This is a genomic window from Dyella mobilis (assembly GCF_016904945.1).
Lineage (GTDB): Bacteria > Pseudomonadota > Gammaproteobacteria > Xanthomonadales > Rhodanobacteraceae > Dyella_B > Dyella_B mobilis.
On sequence record NZ_JADIKF010000038.1, the window covers coordinates 47,255 to 70,736 of the forward strand.

At 57.7% G+C, this 23,482-nt stretch carries 18 protein-coding genes and 1 pseudogene; 12 read left to right on the top strand and 7 right to left on the bottom strand.

All coding sequences use genetic code 11. The annotated features are described in order from the left end of the window. The first annotated feature begins 12 nt into the window (after window positions 1-12). Window positions 13-1,743, top strand: a complete 1,731-nt coding sequence (locus ISS99_RS07855; protein WP_204631062.1) for an ArnT family glycosyltransferase — start codon at window positions 13-15, stop codon at window positions 1,741-1,743. Further along, window positions 1,740-2,066 carry a tetratricopeptide repeat protein gene (locus ISS99_RS07860; protein WP_204631063.1) on the top strand — a complete coding sequence of 109 codons (327 nt, stop codon included), beginning with the start codon at window positions 1,740-1,742 and terminating at the stop codon, window positions 2,064-2,066. Before ISS99_RS07855 ends, ISS99_RS07860 begins: the two co-directional genes overlap by 4 nt. A gap of 96 nt (window positions 2,067-2,162) precedes the next feature. Here the strand turns inward: ISS99_RS07860 and ISS99_RS07865 are convergent, their stop codons facing one another. Beyond that, complete coding sequence (locus ISS99_RS07865; RefSeq protein ID WP_204631064.1) at window positions 2,163-3,044, bottom strand: LpxL/LpxP family acyltransferase; 882 nt, start codon at window positions 3,042-3,044, stop codon at window positions 2,163-2,165. A 421-nt stretch (window positions 3,045-3,465) separates the two neighbouring features. On the opposite strand from ISS99_RS07865, the gene dtd reads away from it, so the two are divergent. Both dtd and rpoD read left to right on the top strand, forming a co-directional pair. Then, on the top strand, window positions 3,466-3,906 hold the full coding sequence (dtd, locus tag ISS99_RS07870) for a D-aminoacyl-tRNA deacylase (RefSeq protein ID WP_204631065.1): 441 nt from the start codon (window positions 3,466-3,468) through the stop codon (window positions 3,904-3,906). A gap of 165 nt (window positions 3,907-4,071) precedes the next feature. Then, entirely contained in the window at window positions 4,072-5,931 is a 1,860-nt protein-coding gene (rpoD, locus tag ISS99_RS07875; protein ID WP_204631066.1) for an RNA polymerase sigma factor RpoD, read from the top strand. Between the two features lie 190 nt (window positions 5,932-6,121). Here rpoD and ISS99_RS07880 read toward each other — a convergent pair whose 3' ends face one another. Then, window positions 6,122-6,493, bottom strand: coding sequence for a nuclear transport factor 2 family protein (locus ISS99_RS07880; protein ID WP_204631067.1), 372 nt, complete (start codon window positions 6,491-6,493; stop codon window positions 6,122-6,124). Window positions 6,494-7,730: 1,237 nt separating this feature from the next. On the opposite strand from ISS99_RS07880, the gene ISS99_RS07885 reads away from it, so the two are divergent. The 5 genes and pseudogenes from ISS99_RS07885 to ISS99_RS23240 form a co-directional block, all read left to right on the top strand. Then, entirely contained in the window at window positions 7,731-8,723 is a 993-nt protein-coding gene (locus tag ISS99_RS07885; protein WP_204631068.1) for a hypothetical protein, read from the top strand. After that, complete coding sequence (locus ISS99_RS07890) at window positions 8,671-9,336, top strand: hypothetical protein (RefSeq protein WP_204631069.1); 666 nt, start codon at window positions 8,671-8,673, stop codon at window positions 9,334-9,336. Before ISS99_RS07885 ends, ISS99_RS07890 begins: the two co-directional genes overlap by 53 nt. Before the next feature lie 52 nt (window positions 9,337-9,388). Beyond that, on the top strand, window positions 9,389-10,192 hold the full coding sequence (locus ISS99_RS07895) for a hypothetical protein (protein WP_204631070.1): 804 nt from the start codon (window positions 9,389-9,391) through the stop codon (window positions 10,190-10,192). A gap of 388 nt (window positions 10,193-10,580) precedes the next feature. Next, complete coding sequence (locus ISS99_RS07900) at window positions 10,581-11,522, top strand: hypothetical protein (RefSeq protein WP_204631071.1); 942 nt, start codon at window positions 10,581-10,583, stop codon at window positions 11,520-11,522. A gap of 354 nt (window positions 11,523-11,876) precedes the next feature. Continuing rightward, window positions 11,877-12,101, top strand: a pseudogene (locus ISS99_RS23240) (integrase core domain-containing protein); the annotation flags it as partial. A 246-nt stretch (window positions 12,102-12,347) separates the two neighbouring features. Here ISS99_RS23240 and ISS99_RS07910 read toward each other — a convergent pair. Further along, window positions 12,348-12,827 (bottom strand): hypothetical protein, encoded by a 480-nt coding sequence (locus tag ISS99_RS07910; protein WP_204631072.1) that lies wholly within the window; start codon window positions 12,825-12,827, stop codon window positions 12,348-12,350. 517 nt (window positions 12,828-13,344) lie between these two features. On the opposite strand from ISS99_RS07910, the gene ISS99_RS07915 reads away from it, so the two are divergent. Then, complete coding sequence (locus tag ISS99_RS07915) at window positions 13,345-14,292, top strand: HNH endonuclease (protein WP_204631073.1); 948 nt, start codon at window positions 13,345-13,347, stop codon at window positions 14,290-14,292. Window positions 14,293-14,453: 161 nt separating this feature from the next. On the opposite strand, the gene ISS99_RS07920 is transcribed toward ISS99_RS07915, so the two are convergent. The 4 genes from ISS99_RS07920 to ISS99_RS07935 form a co-directional block, all read right to left on the bottom strand. Then, a complete protein-coding gene (locus tag ISS99_RS07920) occupies window positions 14,454-17,579 on the bottom strand; it encodes an efflux RND transporter permease subunit (protein WP_239537799.1) in 3,126 nt (1,041 codons plus the stop codon). Further along, complete coding sequence (locus tag ISS99_RS07925; RefSeq protein ID WP_239537800.1) at window positions 17,576-18,769, bottom strand: efflux RND transporter periplasmic adaptor subunit; 1,194 nt, start codon at window positions 18,767-18,769, stop codon at window positions 17,576-17,578. The genes ISS99_RS07920 and ISS99_RS07925 overlap by 4 nt, the downstream gene beginning before the upstream one ends. Continuing rightward, complete coding sequence (locus tag ISS99_RS07930) at window positions 18,759-20,273, bottom strand: efflux transporter outer membrane subunit (protein ID WP_204631074.1); 1,515 nt, start codon at window positions 20,271-20,273, stop codon at window positions 18,759-18,761. Before ISS99_RS07930 ends, ISS99_RS07925 begins: the two co-directional genes overlap by 11 nt. Before the next feature lie 398 nt (window positions 20,274-20,671). Next, window positions 20,672-21,868, bottom strand: coding sequence for an FAD-dependent oxidoreductase (locus ISS99_RS07935; RefSeq protein WP_204631075.1), 1,197 nt, complete (start codon window positions 21,866-21,868; stop codon window positions 20,672-20,674). 97 nt (window positions 21,869-21,965) lie between these two features. On the opposite strand from ISS99_RS07935, the gene ISS99_RS07940 reads away from it, so the two are divergent. Then, the gene (locus ISS99_RS07940; protein ID WP_204631076.1) at window positions 21,966-22,589 is read left to right on the top strand and encodes a PadR family transcriptional regulator; all 624 of its coding nucleotides are present in this window, start codon (window positions 21,966-21,968) and stop codon (window positions 22,587-22,589) included. 190 nt (window positions 22,590-22,779) lie between these two features. Continuing rightward, window positions 22,780-23,322, top strand: coding sequence for a DUF6630 family protein (locus ISS99_RS07945; RefSeq protein WP_204631077.1), 543 nt, complete (start codon window positions 22,780-22,782; stop codon window positions 23,320-23,322). The last annotated feature ends 160 nt before the right edge of the window (window positions 23,323-23,482 follow it).

Here is a 23,482-nt window from a genome sequence, read left to right on the forward strand (position 1 = left end):
GATGGCATAACTTTGTCCCCTAACAGCTATCGCCGATCCGAAAACCTGCGCGCCCTGTGGCCGTGGCTGCCACTGTGGGTGGTCGTCGCCCTGATCGCGATTTTCTCGCACGGCCCGATGCCGCTCTACTCCACGCGCACACTCGCCGTGGCCTGGGAAATGTGGAACGAGCACCACTGGCTGGTGCCATACATCAACGGCCAGCCCTATAGCGAAAAAGTGCCGCTGCTGTTCTGGCTGATCCACGCCGGCTGGCTCGTGTTCGGCGTCAACGACATCTGGCCGCGCCTGCTCGAAGTGATCTTCGGCGCGGTCCAATTGGTACTCGCGTGCGTACTGGCGCGGCGCCTGTTCCCGAATCGCCCGTGGGTGGCCAAGGCCACGCCGTGGATGCTGATGGCGCTGTCGTATGCGTTCCTGTTCGGCCAGCAGATCATGTACGAGGTGCTGCTGACCGACTTCGTGCTGGGCGCACTGCTTTGCCTCACGCCGAAACCCCAACGCGCCGAGCCGCGCTGGCTGCTGTTCGGGCTGCTGATCGGTGCGGGCCTGCTCACCAAGGGTCCGGTGATGCTGCTGCACATCGCGTTCCCGTGGCTGCTCGGTCCGCTGTGGAACGACTGGGCGCGCGAACATCGCGCGCGCTGGTACGGCCGCGGCTTGCTGGCCGTTCTGCTCGGCTTCGCCATGCTGCTGGCCTGGGCCATTCCCGCCGGTTTCAGCGGCGGCGAGGCCTATCGCCATCGCCTGTTCTTCACCCAGACCGCGGGGCGCGTAGTCAAAGGCGTGCAGAGCGATCAAAAACTGCAAAGCCATCCGCGCTGGTTCGGCTGGTACCTGCTGTCGCTGCCGATGTTGCTGTTCCCCTTCAGCGCGTGGCCGCGCGCATGGGTCGCGCTGGGTGCGCTGCGCAGGCCGCTGGATCAGGGGCTGCGCTTTGCACTGTATTGGCTGGTGCCGTCGTTCCTGGTGTTTTCGATCATCAGCGGCAAGCAGTGGTACTACCTGCTGCCGGAATTCACCGGCTGGATGTTGCTGGTGGCCGGCGCCATCGCCGTGCTGCGCGAACGGCACGCAAAGCTGGCCGAGCATTATTGGCTGGGCAGCTGGCCGCTGGGCATCGGCAGCATCCTCTTCGCCGTGCTGCTGTTTGCACTGCCTTACATCGCACACGGTCACGTGCTGCTCAACGAATGGGTGGAAGGCGCCGCACCTTTCAGCCGCACCTTCAGCGTGATGTTCCTGCTGTTGGGTTGCCTGCTGCTGGTGCGCGGGCGCGGCGAAATGCGCCGCGTGGCGCTGGCCGGACTGGTCGGCGTGCTCGCGCTCAATACCCTTTTCACGCTCACGCTGTGGCACAAGTACGACCTGGGTCCCGCAACGGCGGCGGTCTCGGCCGCGCAGGCCAATCACCAGCCGGTGGCGATCGAGGGTAACTACGAAGGCCAGTACCACTTTTCCGGCCGGCTGAACGACCCGATCACCGAGCTGTGGACCCCCGAGGCCATACAGGATTTCGCCAAGGACCACCCGAACGGCCTGATCCTCACCCATCCGAGCAATCTCGACGAGACTGCCCTGCGCTACGCGCTGCTGGTGCAGCCGTTCCGCTCGTCGTGGATCGAAGTGTGGCCGGCTTCGACCCTGGCGGATCTGCGCGCAGGACGCACCCCGTCCGAACCCGCCCAGCCGCCCACCGTCTTCCCCGCGCCAGCCACCGTGCAATACGGCGCGCAGCCGTGAACGCATCGCTGATCGCCGGCCTGCGCGCGCAATGCAACGGCCCGCGCGACGGAGCACTGCTGCGCTTCTCGCTCGGCAATGCGCTGCTGGAACAAGGCGAACACGCGGCCGCCATGGAAGAATTTCGCCGCGCCGTTGCGTTCGACGCGAACTATTCGGCAGCGTGGAAATTATTGGGCAAGGCCTGCCTCGCCAGCGGCGACAACGACGGCGCTGCACAGGCGTGGCGAAGCGGTATTGCCGTGGCGCAGAAGCGCGGCGACAAGCAGGCAGAAAAAGAGATGACGGTGTTCTTGCGGCGGTTGGAAAAAGAACAACCGTAGGTTGGGTTAGCGCAACGTAACCCAACAGCTCTTGCCAACCCGGTGAAACCGTTGGGTTACGCTGCGCTAACCCAACCTACACATTTGCGCGGGATATCAATCGTACGGACTCGGCCGGTTATCCGCCGAATAGCGCTTGTAATGCCACTGATACTGCGCGAAGGCGATATTCACGCAATCCTCCACGCCGCGATTGAGCGCTGCACACGCACGCGGCAGATCGTCGTCGGCCAAACCTTGCGGCGCCGGCAGAAAATGGATGCGATACCCCTCGCCGCGCGGCAAGCGTTCGGCGAAGGCGAACAACACCGTGGCGCCGGTACGCGCCGCCAAGCGCGGCAACAACACCATGGTCATCGCCTCGCGCCCGAAGAACTCTGCGAATTCGCCCTCGCCCGCACGCGGTTTCTGGTCCGGCAGAATGCCCACCGTGCCGCCGCCCGCCAGCCGCTTGTACAAGGTACGCACGCCGGCACCTTCGGCACGCACCTGCTCCGGCGCCAGCGCGCCACGCACTTTGCGCAGCAGCGCTTCCACCGCGGCAATGCGCGGCGGGCGATACAGAATCGCCATCGGTGTTTTGCGGCACAGCCAGTAGTTGAGCAGTTCCCAGCAGCCCAGATGCGGCGCCGCGATGATCACGCCCTTGCCCGACGCCAGCGCCGCGTCGAACAGCGCCTCGCCGCGCACCTCGCGCACCAGTCCAAGCGCCCGCTCGGCACCGGCGCCCCAGATTTTCACGATCTCGGTGATCGACTTGCCGCCCTCGAACATCGCGTCGCGCACCAGCTTCGCGCGCGCCTTGGCGCTCAAATCGGGCCGCGCAATGGCGAGATTCACCGCCGTGTAGCGCGCCATCTTCCCGCCGCGCCGCAAGGCCAGCCGCCCGAACCCCGCCCCCAACGCCTGCAGCCAGCGCAACGGCAAAAGCCCCAACAGGCGCAGCAGCAAGTAGACCAGGTAGATATCGGGGCGCATGGATGGAAACGTGTTGGAGCGGACGCGTAAGGGTAAAGGGATGGCCGGTGAGTGGCGAGCGGCCTCGAGGCGGAGGCTGAGTGAGGAAGCGCGCTCTTCCTCCTCTCCCCTCTGGGCGACGCAAGGCTAGTCCCGTGGGAGAGAGGATCGAGGTGAGGGGCCACGGCTTGCGCTGAGGCTCAGGAGCATCGCTCTTTGAATTGGCTCCAGACCAAGAGCGCCCCCTCACCCCAGCCCTCTCCCCGGAGGGGAGAGGGAGCAAAAGCACCGGCTCAAGCCGCACCGCTTCCTGCCGTTGACAAGAAAGAACCTACCTACCCTTTCCATGGCGACGACACCCGCCGCCGAACCACGCCTCTTTACCCACCCAGCCATTCCCCTGCAAAGTTGTCGCACGTACCCAACTCCCAGCACGCAATCCATGATCGCCCTGATCCAGCGCGTCCTTTCCGCGCGTGTCGATGTCGAGACCGAAACCGTGGGCGCCATCGGCCCCGGCCTGCTGGCCCTGGTGGCGGTACAGCCGGAGGATGGCGAGGCACAGGCCAAACGCATGCTGGAACGCCTGCTCGGCTACCGGGTGTTCTCCGACGAGGCCGGCAAGATGAACCGTTCCCTGACGGACACTGGCGGCGGCCTGCTGCTGGTCAGCCAGTTCACCCTGGCCGCCGATACCCGCTCGGGCATGCGCCCCAGTTTCACCAGCGCCGCAGCGCCGGAACATGGCCGGCGCTGGTTCGAGCGGCTGGTCGAATTGGCGAAATCGGCGCACCCAAAGGTGGAAATCGGTCGCTTCGGTGCCCATATGCAAGTGCACCTGGTGAACGATGGTCCCGTAACGTTCTGGCTCGACGTGCGTTAAGCACGCAGCACGCGCAACGACGATTTGAAACTACGTGCATTTACGCAGAAATCCGCTATTTGGCGCGATTTTTGCGTGGGTGTGCGTCCGAATTTTTCCACTTGAAACTGGTCAAAAAAGCAGCACATCGCTATACTGATTGGTTCCTATCCCGCGGCGGTCGGTATGAATAACAAAGCCCACGAGCAACAGTCGGAAATTAAAGCGCTCATCTCCAAGGGTTTGGAGCAGGGCTATCTGACTTACGCCGAGATCAACGATCACCTCCCCGACGACATCGTCGATCCGGAGCAGATCGAAGACATCATGGCGGTGCTCAAGGGCGTCGGCATTGACGTGCACGACGCCGCCCCGGATGCCGACCCGCTGGCCGACAACGCCCCCGGCGCCTCCACCGACGACGAAGCCGCCGCCGAAGAAGCCGTGGCGCTGCTCTCCGCCGTGGACGCCGAAGTGGGCCGCACCACCGACCCCGTGCGCATGTACATGCGTGAAATGGGTACGGTGGAACTGCTCACCCGCGAAGGCGAAATCGCCATCGCCAAGCGCATCGAAGAAGGCCTCACCCAGGTGCAGACCGCCCTGGCCAGCTTCCCGCTGACCATCGAGCTGCTGCTGGAAGAATACGACCAGCATCTGGACGGCAAGCGCCGCCTCAGCGAAATCCTGGCCGGTTTCGCCGACCTGGAGCAGGCCGCCGACGCCGCCCTGGCCGAAGCCGAGGAAATAGGCGCCGATGGCGAAGCCGACGAAGACGAAGAGGAAGGTGTCGAAGGCGCCAGCGACGACGAAGAAGCCGGCCCCAGCGGTCCCGATCCGGAAGAAGTGAAGCGTCGCATGGAGCTGCTGCGCGACTACTACGGCAAATTCCAGAAGGCCGCCCCCAAGGCGACCGACATCAACGACAAGAAAGTCACCAAGCTGCGCGACCAGATGGCCGAGGAGTTCCTCAAGCTCAAGCTGCCGTCCGCGCTGATCGACAGCTTCGTGCGCAAGCTGCGCGAAGTGGTGGGCGACATCCGTCACCACGAGCGCGTGCTGATGGAAATCTTCGTCAAGCACGTCAAGATGCCCAAGGCCGAATTCCTCAAGGCGTTCCCCAGCAACGAGGGCAACCTCGAGTGGGCCGAAGAGCTTGGCCGCAAGCGCCAGAAGTGGTCGCCCAACATCAAGACCTATCGCGAGCAGATCGACGGCGAGCAGGAAAAACTGCAGAACATCGAAAAGAAGCTGTTCCTGCCGCTGACCGACATCAAGGAAATCAACCGCAGCATGTCGGTGGGCGAGGCCAAGGCACGCCGCGCCAAGAAGGAAATGGTGGAGGCCAACCTGCGTCTGGTGATCTCCATCGCCAAGAAGTACACCAACCGCGGCCTGCAATTCCTCGACCTCATCCAGGAAGGCAACATCGGCCTGATGAAGGCCGTGGACAAGTTCGAATACCGCCGCGGCTACAAGTTCTCCACGTATGCCACCTGGTGGATTCGCCAGGCCATCACGCGCTCGATCGCCGACCAGGCCCGCACCATCCGTATTCCGGTGCACATGATCGAAACGATCAACAAGCTCAACCGCATCTCCCGCCAGATGCTGCAGCAGTTCGGTCGCGAGCCGACGCCGGAAGAACTGTCCAAAGAAATGGACATGCCGGAAGACAAGATCCGCAAGGTGCTGAAGATCGCCAAAGAACCGATCTCGATGGAAACCCCCATCGGCGACGACGAAGATTCGCATCTGGGCGACTTCATCGAAGACACCAACGCCAGCTCGCCGATCGAATCGGCGACGGAAACGGGTCTCGTCGAAACCGTGCGCGACGTCCTCGCCGGCCTCACCCCGCGTGAAGCGAAAGTGCTGCGCATGCGCTTCGGCATCGACATGAACACCGATCACACGCTGGAAGAAGTCGGCAAGCAGTTCGACGTAACCCGCGAACGCATCCGCCAGATCGAAGCCAAGGCCCTGCGCAAACTGCGCCACCCCAGCCGCTCCGAACAACTGCGCAGCTTCCTCGACATCGACTAAGCCACGCGCAGCAAGCACCAGCAAAAAGCCCCGCAAACGCGGGGCTTTTTTTGTTCACACCACCGAAAACCCACAACCCACACGACAAACCAATCTCTCAAAACCGTCATCCCAGCGAAAGCTGGGATCCAGCGACTTTGCTCCACCAACACCATCTCGCAGCCTTTCTACGACGTAGACACCCACCCCCCTACCCCACATCATAAAAAAACTGCTCCAAATCCACCTTCCCATCCTTCACGTGATAAACGCAGATCTCCGTCATCACCGAGCGCCCACGCCCCTTCATCGTGATATCCACCGTCATCTCGCAACTAAACCAATTTCCCGCCACCACCGGGTCACTCACGCTGCCACCATGCACCTGCTCGATGGCCGACTGAAACTGCCGCGTCTTCTCAAAAATCCCCGCCAACCCCTCCACCCGAACCTGCATCCCATCCGACACACCCTCCGGCTCGATACTCACCGCATTCTCCGCATACAACTCCCGCTGCGCCTTCTCGTACTCACCCGCACGACACAGTTCAACCAGGCGCTTGGCAACGGCTTCGGTACTCATCGGAATACTCCTCAACACACTGGGGGAAGCCGCAAGCCTAGACCCGCATAGGTGACAAACCTGCTAAACCGCATTCCCGCGGCACGCTGCGCATTTTGGATATCAATGGTTTATCATCACCCGGCGCCACACGCCGCCCACGGTTGTGTGGCCACCAAGTACGAAAGGGCCTATAGCTCAACGGTTAGAGCAGGGGACTCATCGAAAGGTGCCGCCACGCAGTAATGCATGGACGGGAACGGGATGAATTCAGGGAAACCTTAGCGACGCGCTCGCGCGGATCGATGGCAACCCTGAGCCAAGCCGGCGGTACACCGCCGGAAGGTGCAGAGACTACCTGAGGGCTGAAGCGCCCTTCATAACAGGCTCGAGCGTCCCGCACCCCACCCGCACGTTGTGAAACGTCGGAGGGTGAAGAGATAGTCCGCGCTGAAGGGAAACCTTCGGACAACGCGAATCCCTTGGTTCCAGGTTCGAATCCTGGTGGGCCCACCAAATGATCGTCCAATGAAGTCCATTTTGTTCGTTAAAGCATAACTTGTCCGTTTCGGACATTTTATGATTGAACTAAAGCATAAAGTGTCCGAGCAACCTGCCTGCAGCCCCCAAGACGACCTAAGCACGCCCTTATTGCCCCGGCAGGTCAGGGTGCGAAAAGCGCTGTCTGCAATAAGTGGCCGTTAGGGCATAAATTGCCCCCCTCCCTCCGCGGTAGGGGATAGTTCGCACGAATGGACAAGCCATTTTTCCTACTTTAATCTTCTAGTTAGGGTGAGCTGAGACTGTCTATGCCCGAGGTCTTAAAGGTCAAGATGGCGGGCACATTGCGCCGCGATGCATCTAAGCAGGAGATGCACTGGAACAGAGTGCCGGTATAGCCGTTCTGCAAAATCAGACAGCGCTTCAAAGCCGAATTGGCGCACTTTTGTAGTTCGCGAACCTCCGAACATGACAGGCTCAAAGTCGTGTTTCCGTAAAAACGCCACTGGTGTCAGATTGATTTGAGGATTCTCTCTGTCCAGGTATTGGCCGAAAAGGGGTATTCCTAGCGCAGACTTGCGAGTTCTCGCTTGGGCGAAGACAGCTGGAGATCCGCCGTCCATTGGATTTCCTTTAGCGTCAAGCTTCGAATCGCTTCGGAAAAACTTTGAGAATGGTTGGGCCTGAAGCCAAAATAGCGCGCATCCGGCATAAAATTTGCAGCTGCTTTGCAGTCAAAAATTAAGGGGCTAATTGGATGGCCACAAAGATCAAACGCAACCTGATTCTAAAGTTCGCTCGCTTTAGAGTCGGTCGCAGACACGACTTCACTCCACCCGCCTTGCATGAACTGCTGTTGCAGGTTCACGCGCAAACGACAAAGTTTTCTCAGAGGCACTTTCCGCCGCCCACTGCGCTTCCGAATGGCCAGCAGTGTGTCTTTATAAAGAACATCGCGCCGAGAACGGGAAAGCCAAATGACGGCGTCATATTCGAAGTATGTGCCTATACCTACGGCCTAGAACAAGATCAGTTTCGGCCAGACTTTGATAGTTCCGACCCGGACATCCAAACTGGTCGCGTCCACGACGAGGAAGGCGAGATCAGGGAAATTCTTCATACGTATCGATGTGTCGCCCTTGGGCAGGCACTGATCGTAGAAAATAATAGGGGCGCAGGGGGACTACAGTATCTCTCGCACTTGCTTGCACATCTTTTTAACAGGTATTGCGACGACACTTTACCGGGTATCGAACTTATGGATGTCGTCACCAAGGATTTAGATCACACGATAGAAGCGGGTGGAGGAGTTCAATCAATCGACCTCAAACTGGTGGACACTCGGCCATTGCCCAAGCGAACTTTTGTGACGAAACGCATGAACGACTTGCGCGAATCCGTGCCGGGTGCAAAGCAACTTAAAATTTCTTGGGTCGCAGAGGACTCCGTTCTCTCCGCAGAAGCCGCTGTGAAGGTCGCTCAGGAGTGGAGTCACAAAGAGAGTCCTCTAGAAGCACTGGCAATTCGGCTCAAAGACGGACAAGTTATTTCATCGTTGGAAACGTATCGGGCTAAACGAGAAATCGAAGTACAGGTAACGCCTGAGGGTGCCCTTGCCGTTTCGGAGATTGAGACAGGGCTGTGGCACTATCTAGATGAACTACGAATGGTTGATTCCAAAGGGTGGAGAGTTCTCGATGACCAAGGGAATCTCGTTCAGGCACAACTCGTTCCATCGAAGAGACGCTGAGCCTCTTATCAATATGAAAGAGTGGATGCCCTTCGATTGGCAGACCGCGAGCGACACACTTCGCGCAATGAGAGACGACGCGGGTCCTATTGGAGACGATTACCCGCGCAGTTTTATAGGAATTGCACTGCCATTTTTTATGGGTGCAATTCCAGGCTGGTTCTCGATGCATGGTCTATTGAAGGCAGATGTTGCCATTCCAGTAGGCCTCATTGGTGCAATCTTGGCGTTTGCTGGACTGCTCGTTGGTTTCTTGGCGACTATGATGTTGTTCACAGGCCGCATTGATGACACGCCTGACGCGACGTACGAGGTCGTGAGTGCACACGTCACGCGCGTTAAGTACCTACTTATATCGCAGGGCGTTACGCTCTTAATCTCGCTTTGCATGGCTCTGGTAGCCATGGCTTGGATGCTACTTTATGCGGTCAAAGCAAATGAATTTGTCTTGACAACAATTGGCTCAATTTTGTGCGGTTTTGCGATGCTGTGCTTAGTGCGCTCGCTGCTACTACCGCTCCAAATATACGAATTGCATGAGAATTGGCTCGGTGCCCTATTGCATAGAAAAAGGGCAAGTACAAACGCAGCCTACGAAAAACAAAACAAATAGTCGCGTTTGAATTCGTGCATTCAACTATCGCCCCCTAAGCTCGCGGAGTCACATGGAAAAGCTTGAAGCCGTTTTCGCGTACGTCACGAGCTGTACACCTTATTCCGGTGAACGCGAAAAGGGATTGCGTCGGAAGCTAGAGAAGATAGGAAACGTTTGTCTAGCCATTGGCGGAATAACCCTTTTGTCAATCATTGTGGCCGGTGCGGTCAATCAATATGTGCATCCCTTCTCGGCGCTATGGAAAGACGTTTCGCTTTGTGTCGGATTATTTGGCGAACTTGTGATGTTTGTTTTCATTCCAGTTCATATGTGGCTTGGCGTGTTGATGGCGTACGATCGTAAAAAAAAACGAGTGAAGCCGTTTGAGGTCGCCGTCCGCGAGCACGATTTCAAAAATGCTAATCCACTGACTCAGCATTCCGTCGGAATGCTTGAGTGCGTGCAAAAGTCGATACAAATTCAATGTGACAGATTTGAGCGAAAACTTGCGGTGATCATAGGAAAAGATACTGCGATCGTCGCGTTGCTTGGTATTGCCGTTGCCTCGATGAAAAACGTCGGTGATGTTCAAGGTCTTTTGACGCGCCTGAAAGTGCCGGTCATTTCACAATTGAGCGTTTCGGCACTCGTAGCGGTCGCTCTGTTTCTGTCCTTTATGATTCTTATAGCGAGCCTAATTATTCGATTTAGGAATCTCAAGAAAGCTTACGCTTTGGACATATTGGACTTGGCGATCAAACTTAAGAACGTTTACCCGCAGTCGACCGTAGCTAACTCAAGCCCCGAGCATACCGATCAGCAAAGCGAACAGGCACGCGTGAGACGCCGATCCCGCTCTGGACGACGACATTGAGTAGGCTCGTACTACGAGCACCGGGCCGGACACGCCGACTAAAAACGCGCGCAAGCATCGCGTCATGAGCATATAGCTCATGGCAAACACATCTCGCTCGAGAAGTGGATAGACAACGCTTCTGACCCATGGCGTTGGATCGAGGGGCAGAGGATCACGTTGGCCATAGAACACTAGGGAGCCATCCGCGGATGCGATAGCGATGAAAACCAATTCACTTGCCAGCGTGTCCGCCCACTCGCAATCGGGGGGACGTCGCAGTTACAAGAATTTCCGTGACGGCGCCATCGCCGGTGCTGTCGTGCGATATTTCGTAACACCATAACCGCACCAACCACCCTACGCAGATCACAGATCAACGATTCTTCTGTACTAATAGGAGTTATGGATGACATTAGTTTGCTGCTGGCTCAATAAATCGAACAGCCGAAGCCGGATCACGGCTATCGCCGAAGGACGCACATCGACACGAATTGATACTGGCTGGATGAGACATGGTGGCATGTTGATACCAAGTAGCCAGTGGGTAACGAATAGTGATACGACCACGAAGTTATATAGCTTGCACGTTCGGTGTTATGACTTATCCGCTCTTGATGGCGTGCGCGGAATTTGGTCAACTCCATACTACGCAACGGAAATTGGAATCGGATTTAGCGGACCTTGTTTCGAAGCAATGTCAATCATCGCCCTATATAGGCGCTGTCTTGAACAACTAGTCTTTACAGGAGAAAGCCTCCCGAGACCTGAACCCATTCGGCTAGTTCAAATTCTGCAAGAAATCACCACACGCTGGTTCAGTACGAGCCAAATGCCAATGGGAAGTCAGGTCGATTTTCTGGTGTTCGGATACTCTTCCGTCGACGGTCAGCCGTGGGCAGCAAAGGTAAGGTGCGGCAGCGACAAGAATGCCGAGCTTGTCGAGTTCAAGAATCCCCTGGAGTCGCAAAACCTGCAATGTGTTGGCGACGTCGGAGAAAGGCTGACTTTCAGGAAAGCGATAAAAGATATAAGGACACGTATCCAACGACATTCCAAGCGAATTCGGCCGAGGAAAGGCTTTGACGCACGCATGGACGCAGAGCTAGAAGCCGCCAGGCATGAATCGGCTGATAAAAAGGCAATTGAAAACCTAGTTATTCGTGAAATTAGGAAAGCATCCAATGAAACGGTCGGTGGCGTGGTCCAGAAAGCAGAGGCTATCTTGTGCGACGACTATCGATGCGTAGTTACTTTTTCCAAAGACGACCAGGACTACATCCTTGATGGCTTGCCTCCGGCCGGTGACGGCTTGAGTTACATACCAATCGTGGAAAAAATAGGCGGCTGACGTAATCTAGCGGGCCTCCCACGCTCTCCGTTGGTTAACTGCGGACGCGCGACAGAGGCGCCTCTTTCGCGGGGCATCTCTCCCGCCAGGCGGCTACAGAAAGCCATTCTTTGTGGGTATGGCCAAACTGTGGTTCGAGGCGCGGCTAATCTATGGTTTAAAGCGCACCATCTGTGGATTCCGGCATAAATTGGCCAAAATGGCCCGAATATGATGGAAGGTCCAGCATATTCTGGCCAGCGTAATTAGCGGCAACAATGAGTTACGCCTGACAGAAGGTTTCACGATTGTCCCGACAACTTTTGACGTCGAAAGCGGGCGGGCGTGTCATGTCTGCATGCTTTTACCGTAGCCAGCATGAGCCGCAAGGGTCTTCCCTATGACAACGCGGTGATGGAAAGCTTTTTCAGCTCGCTCAACCAGGAACTGATACATCACGAACGTTTCTAGGATCGTGATGCGGCCAGAACGGCGATCTTCGAATACATCGAGAGCTTCTACAACCGACAACGATTGCATAGCAGCTTGGACTACCGCCCTCCCGAAGCTTTCGAGAGAATGGCTGAGGTGACTAATTAAACTGTCCGTGGAAACGGGACCAATCCAGCACGACCCCGTTTACTCTGTGCGCTCGAACAAGTTATCAAGCGCCGCCCGCGCCTTACCTAAGAACACCGTTTCTAAAGTCGATGCTTCCTCCCCCATGGCTTCGCTCCATTTAGCTATTCCGTCACTCTGTTCGTGAGGTCCGCTCCGGTGGAAGCAGACCTTAGCCCGGATTGCCTTTCAAGCATGCCGCTTCGACTCAAGGAGGCTTCCGCAGGCTCAAACCCCGCTAATTAAGAGCTTGAAAGTCTGCTGAGTTTCGTTGTGCGGGTAGGCAATTTTGCAATTGCTGGGAGTGATCTCAATCACACGCGCGCCTGTGCTGCCAACGACCTGCACTGCCGTAGCCTCATTGGGGAACGTGATCGGGAAAACCAACATGACTGTCTCGCCGGGTCGCGATGTCACCGACATTCTCTGAACAAGCGTTCCATTCGCGTAAAGCGTGTAGTACTCGTTGGTCGTCACGACCTGCTGGAATTTAATGTCATTTTTTTTAGCACCCGTCAGGCCGCCGGTGAGCTTCTGTTCGCTTTGCTCAGCAAACGTCAATTCAGTTTCTCCGTGCTTGAAGGACGTTATGTGGCGTAGTAGTCGCTTCAGATTGTCGCGAAACATTAGGACCAAGAAGAGGACTAGCAGCGGCCAAGCCAAATGGCCAGTAAGCGCCGAAATGAAGTCCATTATTGCTTTATCCAAAGTCAGGTTTCCTTTGTCGCGCCGATTCCGGTGAGAGCTGACCACCATTGTCGCGTATCGTCAACAGGCATGAGTCGGCTCACGCGACAGGGAACAACTCCATGAAAGTGAGTAAGATTGCGAGTAATAAGCGCAATGCCTTTACAAATAACGAAGATTAGTCAATCATTTACTGTAATTATCCAGATGATGGGACACCAATTATCCGTTGCCGCAATCCATCCCGGATCAGAGGCAAACGACAAACTGTGTCGTTCACTGAGGCTTCGCAAAGCAAGCGTGCGGCGGCTCATTCCAATTAGTGGTTTGTGGTGGAGTACGCGCACAGCTTCGCCACATTGAACTACTGCAACCTATTGATTGAGCACCGTTAAAGGCGGAAAAACCTAAGGCCCTGACCCTCATCTCGGCACCTTCAGTGCGAACTTTTAAAGCTTTTCTTATTCGACGCTGAGCAATAACCTCACAGCAAGCTAATCAAGCTCACAGCACCGCCACAGGGGGCGAAGGTGGAGCGATGCGATATTGGTGGGTAAATCACAAACAAACCATTCGCCAAGAGGTCGAAGGCGGATACCTTTGGTCGCCGAAACGCGCAGCAGACGGAGCGCGCAATCAGTTCTACGAAAATATGCGCCGCGCTTCTCCGGGAGACATGGTGCTGTCTTTCGCAAAAGGAGTTATTAACTACATAGGCCTCATCCAGGACTTCGCCAGCCCTGCTCCAAAGCCTGATAGTTTCGGATCTGTAGGCGACTATTGGAACAACGATGGCTGGCTTCTTTCCGTACATTGGGAGCCAATAGGTCTCTCCATCCGTCCAAAAGACCAAATTCAAAAGCTGGGGCCGCTGTTGCCAATAAAGTATTCGCCCATTCAATCGGGCACGGGAAATGGCAATCAACGTACGTATCTTGCTGAAGTAGACAAGTCCGTTTTTGAGCTTCTGATCGATGGCGCGAGACTCCGCAATATAACCAGGGAATCTGAATCGTTTGCAGCTGGCGCACCTTTAGCTGGCATTGACGATGCGCTACAACGAGCCATTCAAAATGATCCGAGTTTAGATGCAACAACCAAGAAGCAACTGATATCAGCACGATATGGCCAAGGGCAATTTCGGAGGCGAATCTTTCAGTTCGAACGAGCATGCAGACTAACTCTCGTTGATAACCCCCTCCTATTAGTTGCAAGTCACATCAAACCATGGCGGCTGTGCGGCGACTCCATAGAGCGACTAGATGGTGCAAATGGCCTACTGCTAACTCCACACGTCGACCGACTATTTGATCGAGGGTTAATCAGCTTTGAGGACAACGGCAAAGTAGTTATCTCGCCCAGGCTTGATCGTACCGATCTTGTCCGGCTTGGGCTAAGCCTCGCCTGCGATAAATCCGGAATGCCGTTTCATCCAAAGCAGATGGCTTACCTATCATTTCACCGTCAAAACGTATTACTACCCTGAAATAGATATCCTTTGGCCGTTTTAGCCGACTTATGATCACCTGGAAAGCATATTGCGGCCGCATCGAATTCGGACAGAGGTCGGCCGATATTGCAAGGGCCATGCAGGAAATCAGCGCCGAGAAAACCCATGTCAGTGAAGTTTCCGCCGCTGCGATAGCCTCAAACCTCCAGCCTGTCGCCTGTCCTCGCCACCAGCGCATACAGCGCGGGCATCAGGAAAATACTGATCAGCAGACGCGTAAACAGGCCGCTGACGATGACCAGTGCAAAGGGACGCTGGGTATCGGTACCTACACCGGTAGCGAGCGCGGCGGGGAGCAAACCGAGCGCGGCGACCAGGGCTGTCATCATGATCGGACGCAGACGCAGAATGGCTCCTTGGCGAATGGCATCCGTCACCTCGACACCCGCACGACGCAATTCGTTGACGTAGGAGATATACACCACGGCTGTTTGTACGGAAACGCCGAACAGCGCAAGAAAGCCGATGCCGGACGATACGGAAAACGGCGTTCCGGTAAGCCACAGCGCAACGATGCCGCCGATCGGCGCCGACAGCAGCACGCCCATCACCGTAATGAATGGGAATTTGAAGTTGCTGTACAGCGTGAACAACAGCAAGAAGATCAACGCCAGCGTCAACGGCACGATGACGTTCAACTGCGCGCGCGATGCAGTGTATTCGGTGTACTCGCCACCCCAGTCCAGGTGATAGCCTTGCGGCAGCGAAACCTGCTTGTTGACCTGCACCATGGCGTCGCCAACAGCGCCGGCAAGATCGCGACCCTCCACTGAAAACTGCACGCCGATGTAGCGCGAATTGTTTTCGCGATAGATGAACGATGCGCCGTTGGTCACCTTGATATCGGCAAATTCCTTCAGCGGAATCTGCTGGCCACCCGGCGTGGCGACCAGGATGTTGCCGATCTCTTCGGGATTGTCGCGATATTGCTGTTCCAGGCGCACCACGAGATCGAACTGCTTTTCCTGCTGCACCACTTCGGTCGCAACATCGCCGCCAATCGCCGTCTGGATCAACGCATTGATGTCGGCGACATTCACACCGTAGCGCGCAATGGCGTCGCGGTTGATCTTGATCGTAAGGCTGGGCTGGCCAAGCTCCTGCACCAGCGTGACATCGGTAATGCCGCGCACGTGTTCCAATACCTTCCTGATGTCCTTGCCTTTCTCCTGCAGGGTATTGAGGTTGGCACCGAATATCTTGACCGCCAGCGCGCTTTTCAGCCCTGTCTCCGCTTCATCCACCGCGTCCTCAGCGGGCTGCGTGTAGTTGAACATGATGCCGGGAAAGGCCTGCAGCTTCTGGTTGATCGCTTCCGTAAGCGCGGCCTTGGTGCGGTACTTTCCCGTCCACTGCGAATACGGTTTCAGACCGACGTAAAACTCGACGTTGAAAAACCCGGTGGAATCGGTGCCGTCGTCAGGGCGGCCAAGTTCGGAGGCCACCGTCGTCACTTCGGGAAACGAGCGCAGGATGTCGCGAATCTTCGGCGTGATCTTGGCCGACTCGTCGAACGAGATCGTATACGGCATGGTGGCGCGCACCCATAGAGCACCCTCGTCCAGATGCGGCATGAATTCCGCACCGATACGCGGTATCAACAGCAGCGACGCGAACAACAATATCGCCGAGCCCAGCGTGGTCGCCCATGGACGCTTGAGGCAGGCATCGAGACCCTTGATGTAGATCGACTTGATCGCTTCGAAGATCCGATTACGCCGTTCGGTAACACCTTTGCGCATGAACCACGCGCACAGTACCGGCAACAAGGTAAGCGTCACGATCAGCGAGCCGACCAGCGCAAAGATCATCGTGTCGGCCATCGGCTTGAACAGTGTGCCCGATGCGCCCGACAGCACGTAGATGGGCAAGAAGCTGACGACGATCACCGCGACGGCGTAGAACAACGGGCGATCCACTTCCGCTGCGGCGTCACGGATGATTGCCTTCACATTGAGCGGCGTGCCCCTGCGTTCGGCGATCTGACGGAAAATGTTTTCCACCATCACCACGGCACCGTCGACCAATATCCCGAAGTCGATGGCTCCGATCGATAACAAATTCGCCGAGGCTTTCTGCACGTCCAGGCAAATGAATGCGAACAGCAGCGCTAGTGGAATGGTGACCGCGACAATCAGGCCCGCCCGAACGTCGTAAAGAAAGAAAATCAGGATCACCACGACCAGCACCATGCCACGCAGCAAGTTGTCTTCGACGGTCTTGGTGGTCAGCGCAATCAAGTCGGAGCGATCGTAGAACGGCACGACTTTTACGTCTTTCGGCAATATCTGATCGTTGAGCTCCTTGGTTTTCGCCTCGACGCGCTTGAGTACGTCCTGCGTCTTCTCCCCGGTGCGAAGCAGGATCACGCCTTCGACGGCATCGTCTTGCTTCTCGTAACCGAACTCGCCAAGCCGCGGAGCGATACCGATCGTCACGCGCCCCACATCCTTGACCAGCACGGGCGTGCCGTTGTGCACGGCGACCACCACGTTGCTAATGTCCTCCAGCGTCTGCATGCGACCCATGCCGCGCACGTAATAGAACTGGCCGCCCTGCGAATAGAAGCCGCCGCCGGAGTTGGCGTTGTTGGCGGTGAGGGATGCTTCGACCTCAGGCGCGGACAAGCCGACCGAAGCGAGTTTCGCCTGGTCCAACAGCACCTGGTATTGCATGGTACCGCCGCCAAATCCGGAATCGTCGGCCACACCGGGCACGGATTTGTATTGCGGCTCGATGGTCCATGCTTCCAGCGTCTTCAGATCCATCGGCGAGCGATCCGTGCTTTGCAGCACGTAGCGATAGATCAGGCCCGAAGGCGAGGACATGGGCGAGACCGACGGCGACACGCCGCTGGGCAGGGTGATGTCGCCCAAGCGGTTGAAGACTTCCTGCCGCGCGAAGTAATTGTCCGTGCCGGTGTCGAACGTAATGATGACGTCGGACAAGCCATACAGCGAAATCGAGCGTGTCGTCGCCGTTTTGGGAATGCCGTTCATGCCCAACTCGACCGGCACCGTGATCAGGCGCTCGACTTCTTCCGCCGCGTGTCCGGGCCATTGCGTAATGATCTCGACGATCGGCGGCGACAGATCCGGATAGGCATCGACCGGCAAACGTTGCAACGAATGCACACCTGATCCGGTCAGCACCAGCGTCAGCAGGATGACCAGGAACGATTGCCCCAGCGAAGCGCTGACGATGCGGTTCATGAACGAGGCAGTGCGCGAGGGTGTCTCGCTGGGGGGCAATGTCTCGCTCATTGGTTTTGCATGAACTGTACGAAGATGCCGCCGTCGACGACGACCTGATCGCCCGCGCGCAGGCCGCTGGGGATCTGGAACTTGTCGCCCACGCGATAGCCCTGGGTGACGCTGCGCCGCGCGAAGCTGCCGTCGGCCTGCGATACATAGACGAACGGCAGGTTCTCGTCATCGCGCAGCAGCGACGAGACCGGCACCAGCATGCCGGTTTCAGCATGCAAGGAATGAATGCGCACGCTTACATACATCTGCTTGCGCAGCAGACCCAATGCATTGTTGACGACTACGCGCGCCGCCACCATGCGCGTATCGGGGTCTACCAGTTGGGCGACATTGTCTACCTTGCCCATGATGGGCTTGGCGTCCATGCCGCTCTGCACATCCACGCTATCACCCACGTGCACGGATGAAAGATCCGAATCGGCAATCTGCGCCATCACCCACACGCGCGACAAGTCGGCAACGGTAAAGCACGCGGTGGTACCGGCCTGCAGCAATTGGCCGGGCGAGATCAGCTTCTCGACCACGGTGCCGGCGATGGGCGAACGGATCACCCCTTGCATGCGGGCGATCGGCCGTCCCTGCTCGATGTCCTTAATGGTCTGCGGATCGACATTCAGCGAAACCAGCGTTTGCTTTGCCGCATAGGCATCGGCTTCGGCGCTGGTCGCATCGGTTTCTGCCTGGTCGGCTTCCTTCTGCGCGACGCCCTGGTGTTGCAGCAGATCCTTGTCGAGGTCGGCGAGCCGGCGCGCGGTGTGGGCGGTGACCAGTGCCTTGCGATAGGTGCTTACCGCAGTCGCGAAATCGGGGGAATCGACGTAAGCGAGCGGATCACCCTTCTTCACCTTGTCGCCCGGAGAAACCACCAGACGCGAAACGGGGCCAGAGATGGGAGCCAGCACGCTGGTGGATTGATCGTTGTCGAAATCCACTACGCCGGTTGTGTCGATAGTGCGATCGAACTGCTCGGCCGCAACCGTGTACAACTTGATGTGCTGGCGTTGCGTCGCCGTCAGCGCCACATTCACCGGGGTCGTCGAGGCGGCCTGCGCGTTGCCCTCGTTGCTGGATGAGCAACCCGCGCAAAGTGCGCAGACCAGCAGCGCGACAAGCATGGTCGCATATCGGTGCTGCACCAGCGTGCGACCCGGCACGCCTGTCCAGCCGGCTAGGGAATTAATGTTCATCTGTATCCCGATTCAAGTCCGAACGATGCCACCAGCCACCACCGAGCGCCTGAAAGAGCGCCGCGGTATCCGCGAAGCGATTTGCCTGCGCCACGATCAGGTTGATCCTTGCCTGCTGATACGCCTGCTGAGCGCTCAGCAGCGACAAGTAGCCGGCGTAGCCGTCTTTCCACTGTCGCTCAGACAGGTCGAGCGTCACTTTGGCCGCGTCATTTGCCGCGGCAGCCGCTTTCAATGCCGCAGCATCCTGATCGAGCGCCGTCAACGTATCGGCCACACTCTGGAAAGCCGTGAGTACGGTGCTTCGGTACTGCTGCGCGGCTTCCACATAGGCAGCCTTGGCCGCGCGCTCCTGATGCAACAAGGTGCCACCCTGAAAAATGGGTGCGGCAATGTCGGCGCCGATACCCCAAAAGCCAGTACCGGAATGGAACACCTGATCCATCGCCAGCGCGGTGCTGCCTGCATTCGCGCTCAACGTAATATTCGGCAGGCGATTAGCCGTCGCAACGCCGATCTGCGCGCTCGCTGCGTGCATGTTCGCCTGCGCCTGCAGCACGTCCGGTCGCTGCTCGACCAATGCTGACGGCAGACTTACCGGCAAATCCTGTGGTAACTGCAGTTTCGCCAGGTCGAAATTTTCGGTAGGCGCATCGCTTGGAAAACGCCCCACCAGCACGGCAAGCGCATCGCGCTGCTGCGCAAGTTGCTTCAGCAACGGCGGCAAGGTAGCCACCGTTTGGGCCAACTGCGATTTCTGCGCAGCGAGATCCAAGCCGCTTGCATAACCCTTGTCGGCCTGGCGCTGCAGGATCTTCACCATATTCGTGTTGATGTCGATCAGCTCACGCGTCGCATCGACCTGGGCCTGCAATGAGCCTTCCTGCACGGCGGCGACAACCACGTTGGTGCTCAGCGTGATGTGCGTGGCGATCATCTGGAAGCGCACGGACGCTTCCTGCGCTTTCAGCGATTCCGTCGTGCGCCGATTCAAACCGAACACGTCGGGCACGTAAGACACGCTGAGCTGGGGCGTAAACAGGTTGTACAGAAAAGCATTGTTGTTCGGCGTCGGCGAAAGCGTGCCGGACTGACTTTGCCGCGTTGCGGAGAAATCGGCGGAGAGGTTCGGGTAATAGGCGCCACGCTGTGCCAGCGTATTCTCATGCGCCACCGCCAACGCGGCCTGCGCGGCTTTGAGACCGGGGTTGTTCTTCAGCGACTCGTCGATCAGGGCATTCAGCGCCGGGGAATGGAACAGCGTCCACCAGTCGCGGCTCACATCGCCGGCCGTCACGAAGCGCTGCGCTTCGCCACCAGCGACGCCGGGCGTGGCCTGGGTGGTGCTGACCGGCGTGCGCGTATAGCCGGAGACGGCAGGCGCCGCGGGCTTCTTGAAATCAGGACCGACCGCACAACCGGCCATCAACAGCGCCGCCACCGCGAAGCAAACCCGCACCGTTGGCGCAGCAGAAGCAAGTCCCCTGGCGCGACGGACGATCATCGCCCGCCGCCGTGATTACGTGAGTCGCCCATGCTCAAAAGCTTCCGATTGATGTCGGTCAATGAAAACCGCCGCCCCGCCTCGATTTCAATAGTAGTGCCGCCGCAGCGCGCGCGAATAATGACTATCGATCTACGAACCTGGCCAATAGCCCTCTCCCCGCGTATCGGCGTATCGCAAGCTCTTGCGCCTCCGCCACAAACGTTTCGATGCTTAGCCGCGCCCACTCTGCCATATCCGATGCGCTATGAAACGCCGGGGAGCCAAAGCGGTCAGAACACTTTTCCAGGCCTGCCTCGTGGCGGAACTCTCGCCAAACGACCGACTTCTACCTCTATGGCAGCCTGGAAGCGGCTGGCTCACCGTCAATCCGCTTCCGCCGCGCCTCATCGGGCAAGTTAAAGTGCCGGCGCCGCCCAATCAATCTGGTACGTGTGCAGAGATTCAAACATTTTCCTTGGATTGAAGAATGTCTTCATCGCGATAGGCATGAGAACGTGCATGAGCGCTTTGGCCAGCGGCCCCGACGCCTTCTGACTATTGGTCTTTGCAGCATTCGCGGCCACTTTTTCAACGCGGGCACGGCGTAGTTGCTCGTAACGAACGAAAGCGTCGTGAGGCTGGGGTATATCACGCAAACAACGTGCGAGTTGGATGGCGCTCTCTATGGCTAGCGATGCGCCTTGTCCCGAGCTGGATGACGGTGCGTGCGCCGCGTCGCCAACCAAGACCATTCTTTGGCTATGCCAGTGCGGGACAGGCGGCATCATTTCGCTTCCACCGGTGGATAGAAGCTGATTTGGGTCAGCGTGCCTCAAGAACGTTTGTGCGGGCTGGTCGTCCTGATAAAGGTCGCGCAGTCGATCCAGCCATTGAATCGCAGACACCTGGCGTACTTGCGCCATGGATAGCGGCGTGGCGTGCGGAAGGCTGCCGAACCAGCAGATGCCTAGGGCCGGGTCTTCCCAATAACCCAGGAAGGCGTGTTTGCCGAATACAAAGGTCATGGTGTCTTCTGCAACATTCGCCACGCCGCGTGGAGCGCCACCGCCGAAACCCAGAAAACCCTGGTATTGCGGCGATGGGGCATTCGGGTCGATCAATTCGCGTACGGTAGAACGGATGCCATCGGCCCCAACCAGGACATCGCCGCTGGCGGTACTGCCGTCGGCAAACTGCGCATGCACGCCGTCGCTGGTCTCGCTCGCGGCGACGAGCTGCTTTCCATGCACGATGGGTATGCCGGCTTTTTCGGTTGCCTCGCGGAGTACCTTGTAGAGATCGCTTCGCCACACCACGCGGCTCGCCTGCATGCCCTCCAATCCATTGAACGCGCCGAGCGTCTTTCCGCGGCTGTTGGCGAAGGTCATGCGCGAAATAGGCCTGCTTACCGCTTGCAGCTCGGCATCCACGCCGATGATTTTCAGCGCATTGAGCCCGTTGGGCGCCAGCATCATTCCCGCGCCCTGCCCTTCTGCCGTGGTGGGGTAGGACTCATAGATGGTCGAACGGATACCGGCCTTGTTCAGCGCCAGGGCGGTGACCGGGCCGGCGATGCCGCCGCCGATGATAAGTGCGTGTTTTACGGTTGCCATGCGTCAGCCCAGCCCTGAATGGTCATAGTATGACTATATAGACATATTATGACTACTTCCGCAAGATGTCCCTGGATTTGGTATTCAGGATGTCCGCGTGAAAACTCGCCCACGGCAACGATCTCCCCTCGCGATGGTGATCCTGGCGTTTGTATTGGAGGCCCCTTCGCATGCCTACCGCATGCATGAGCTGATCAAGCAGCGTGGCAAGGACAAGGTGGTCAACGTCGCGCAGCGCAATAGCGTCTATCAGACGATCGCCCAGCTGGAGTCGGCGGAGTTGATCCGGGTACGCGAAACGAAGCAGGACGAAGGGCGGCCGGAACGCGTGGTCTATGAAATCACGCCCCTGGGGAAAAAGACCTTCTACGCGTGGCTTGAAGCCATGCTTGGTGAACCGCGGCCGGAGTTCAACGAATTTCCGGCAGCCCTGGCGACCGTGATGGCGCTTTCACCCGATGCGGTACTGACGCAACTGCAAAGGCGCCGCGAAGTGCTGAAGCATCAGTTGGCGGAGTACGCCTCCCACACCAAGGAATGGCTCGGCAAAGGGCTGCCGCGCATTTGCATGCTCGATGACGAATACAAGCAAACAATGCTGAAAGCGGAAATAAAATGGCTGAGCGGATTGATCGAAGAACTTGAATCCGGCGAGGTGACCTGGAGCGAGAAATGGCTGCGCCAACTGGCTGCGCAATTTGAGACAGGCCACCCTGTTTGATGCTCGGCATAGCGAGCCCAGGGCACGTCACTCCGAAAGCTGAAAACCGATTGCAGTGGCGTGGATAAAAGTCGTCAAATTCAATGTGTGCGATTGAGCTTCAGACGCGACTTCCCGCTGTCGCCAGGTTCGCCTACGAACCTCTTCCACGACACGATTTAATTATTTGCTTCACCTGCGAGAACCTCCAATGACCCCATCCGATCATGATTTCGACACCGACCACGACTCCGAAGACGAGGAGAGCATCGGTGACTCCGTCGAAGCGTGTGTCTGGCAGCTGCTATGCCTGATCAACCCTGGCGACGAGGAAATGGCCCTGCAGCAATTTGCGGATTACCGCGATGCGATCGCGCAATCCGACGGCCATGAAGCGGAGCCGATTGACCTTATTCGAAGGGCGATCGATTGGCGGTCGGGCTTTTATGTTGCCGTTGACGATACGCGTGGGCTGATGCAGGCGATCGATGAGCTTTCCTCGCGCTGGAGTATATCCATCGACTGGGGCATCGATGCGGACGATGACGATTTCAACACGACAGACGTGGATGCGGCTTCGCTATTCGCTACCGCCTACGACGGCCTGCTTGAGCACGGCTATACCTTGTGGGCCTGGGAAACCGAGGATGATCATTGCGGAGGTTGGATCACGCTGAAGCGCGACAATGAGCCTTTGCGCGAGGTCGCGGCGTATCTGGGTATCAATATGCGGCCAGGCAACGAAGTCACTTGAGCCAGGGACAGAGCCTGCAAATCGTCGTACTACTAAAATCGTGGGCGTTGCCTTGAACCAGCCGCCGTTTGAGCAGCAGACCAAGGTAGCGCCATCGGCCGTCTTACCCCTAATTCACCACCCTCACGTCTCTGGATTCCTCTCCTTCGTCAACCACGAC

Excerpts from the sequence above, each read along its gene's own strand:
- ISS99_RS07865 (WP_204631064.1), bottom strand. The coding sequence starts at position 3,044 with ATGCGCCCCGATATCTACCTGGTCTACTTGCTGCTGCGCCTGTTGGGG.
- dtd (WP_204631065.1), top strand. The coding sequence starts at position 3,466 with ATGATCGCCCTGATCCAGCGCGTCCTTTCCGCGCGTGTCGATGTCGAG.
- rpoD (WP_204631066.1), top strand. The coding sequence starts at position 4,072 with ATGAATAACAAAGCCCACGAGCAACAGTCGGAAATTAAAGCGCTCATC.
- ISS99_RS07880 (WP_204631067.1), bottom strand. The coding sequence starts at position 6,493 with ATGAGTACCGAAGCCGTTGCCAAGCGCCTGGTTGAACTGTGTCGTGCG.
- ISS99_RS07885 (WP_204631068.1), top strand. The coding sequence starts at position 7,731 with ATGGCCACAAAGATCAAACGCAACCTGATTCTAAAGTTCGCTCGCTTT.
- ISS99_RS07890 (WP_204631069.1), top strand. The coding sequence starts at position 8,671 with ATGACCAAGGGAATCTCGTTCAGGCACAACTCGTTCCATCGAAGAGAC.
- ISS99_RS07895 (WP_204631070.1), top strand. The coding sequence starts at position 9,389 with ATGGAAAAGCTTGAAGCCGTTTTCGCGTACGTCACGAGCTGTACACCT.
- ISS99_RS07900 (WP_204631071.1), top strand. The coding sequence starts at position 10,581 with ATGACATTAGTTTGCTGCTGGCTCAATAAATCGAACAGCCGAAGCCGG.
- ISS99_RS07915 (WP_204631073.1), top strand. The coding sequence starts at position 13,345 with ATGCGATATTGGTGGGTAAATCACAAACAAACCATTCGCCAAGAGGTC.
- ISS99_RS07920 (WP_239537799.1), bottom strand. The coding sequence starts at position 17,579 with ATGAGCGAGACATTGCCCCCCAGCGAGACACCCTCGCGCACTGCCTCG.
- ISS99_RS07925 (WP_239537800.1), bottom strand. The coding sequence starts at position 18,769 with ATGAACATTAATTCCCTAGCCGGCTGGACAGGCGTGCCGGGTCGCACG.
- ISS99_RS07930 (WP_204631074.1), bottom strand. The coding sequence starts at position 20,273 with ATGATCGTCCGTCGCGCCAGGGGACTTGCTTCTGCTGCGCCAACGGTG.
- ISS99_RS07935 (WP_204631075.1), bottom strand. The coding sequence starts at position 21,868 with ATGGCAACCGTAAAACACGCACTTATCATCGGCGGCGGCATCGCCGGC.
- ISS99_RS07945 (WP_204631077.1), top strand. The coding sequence starts at position 22,780 with ATGACCCCATCCGATCATGATTTCGACACCGACCACGACTCCGAAGAC.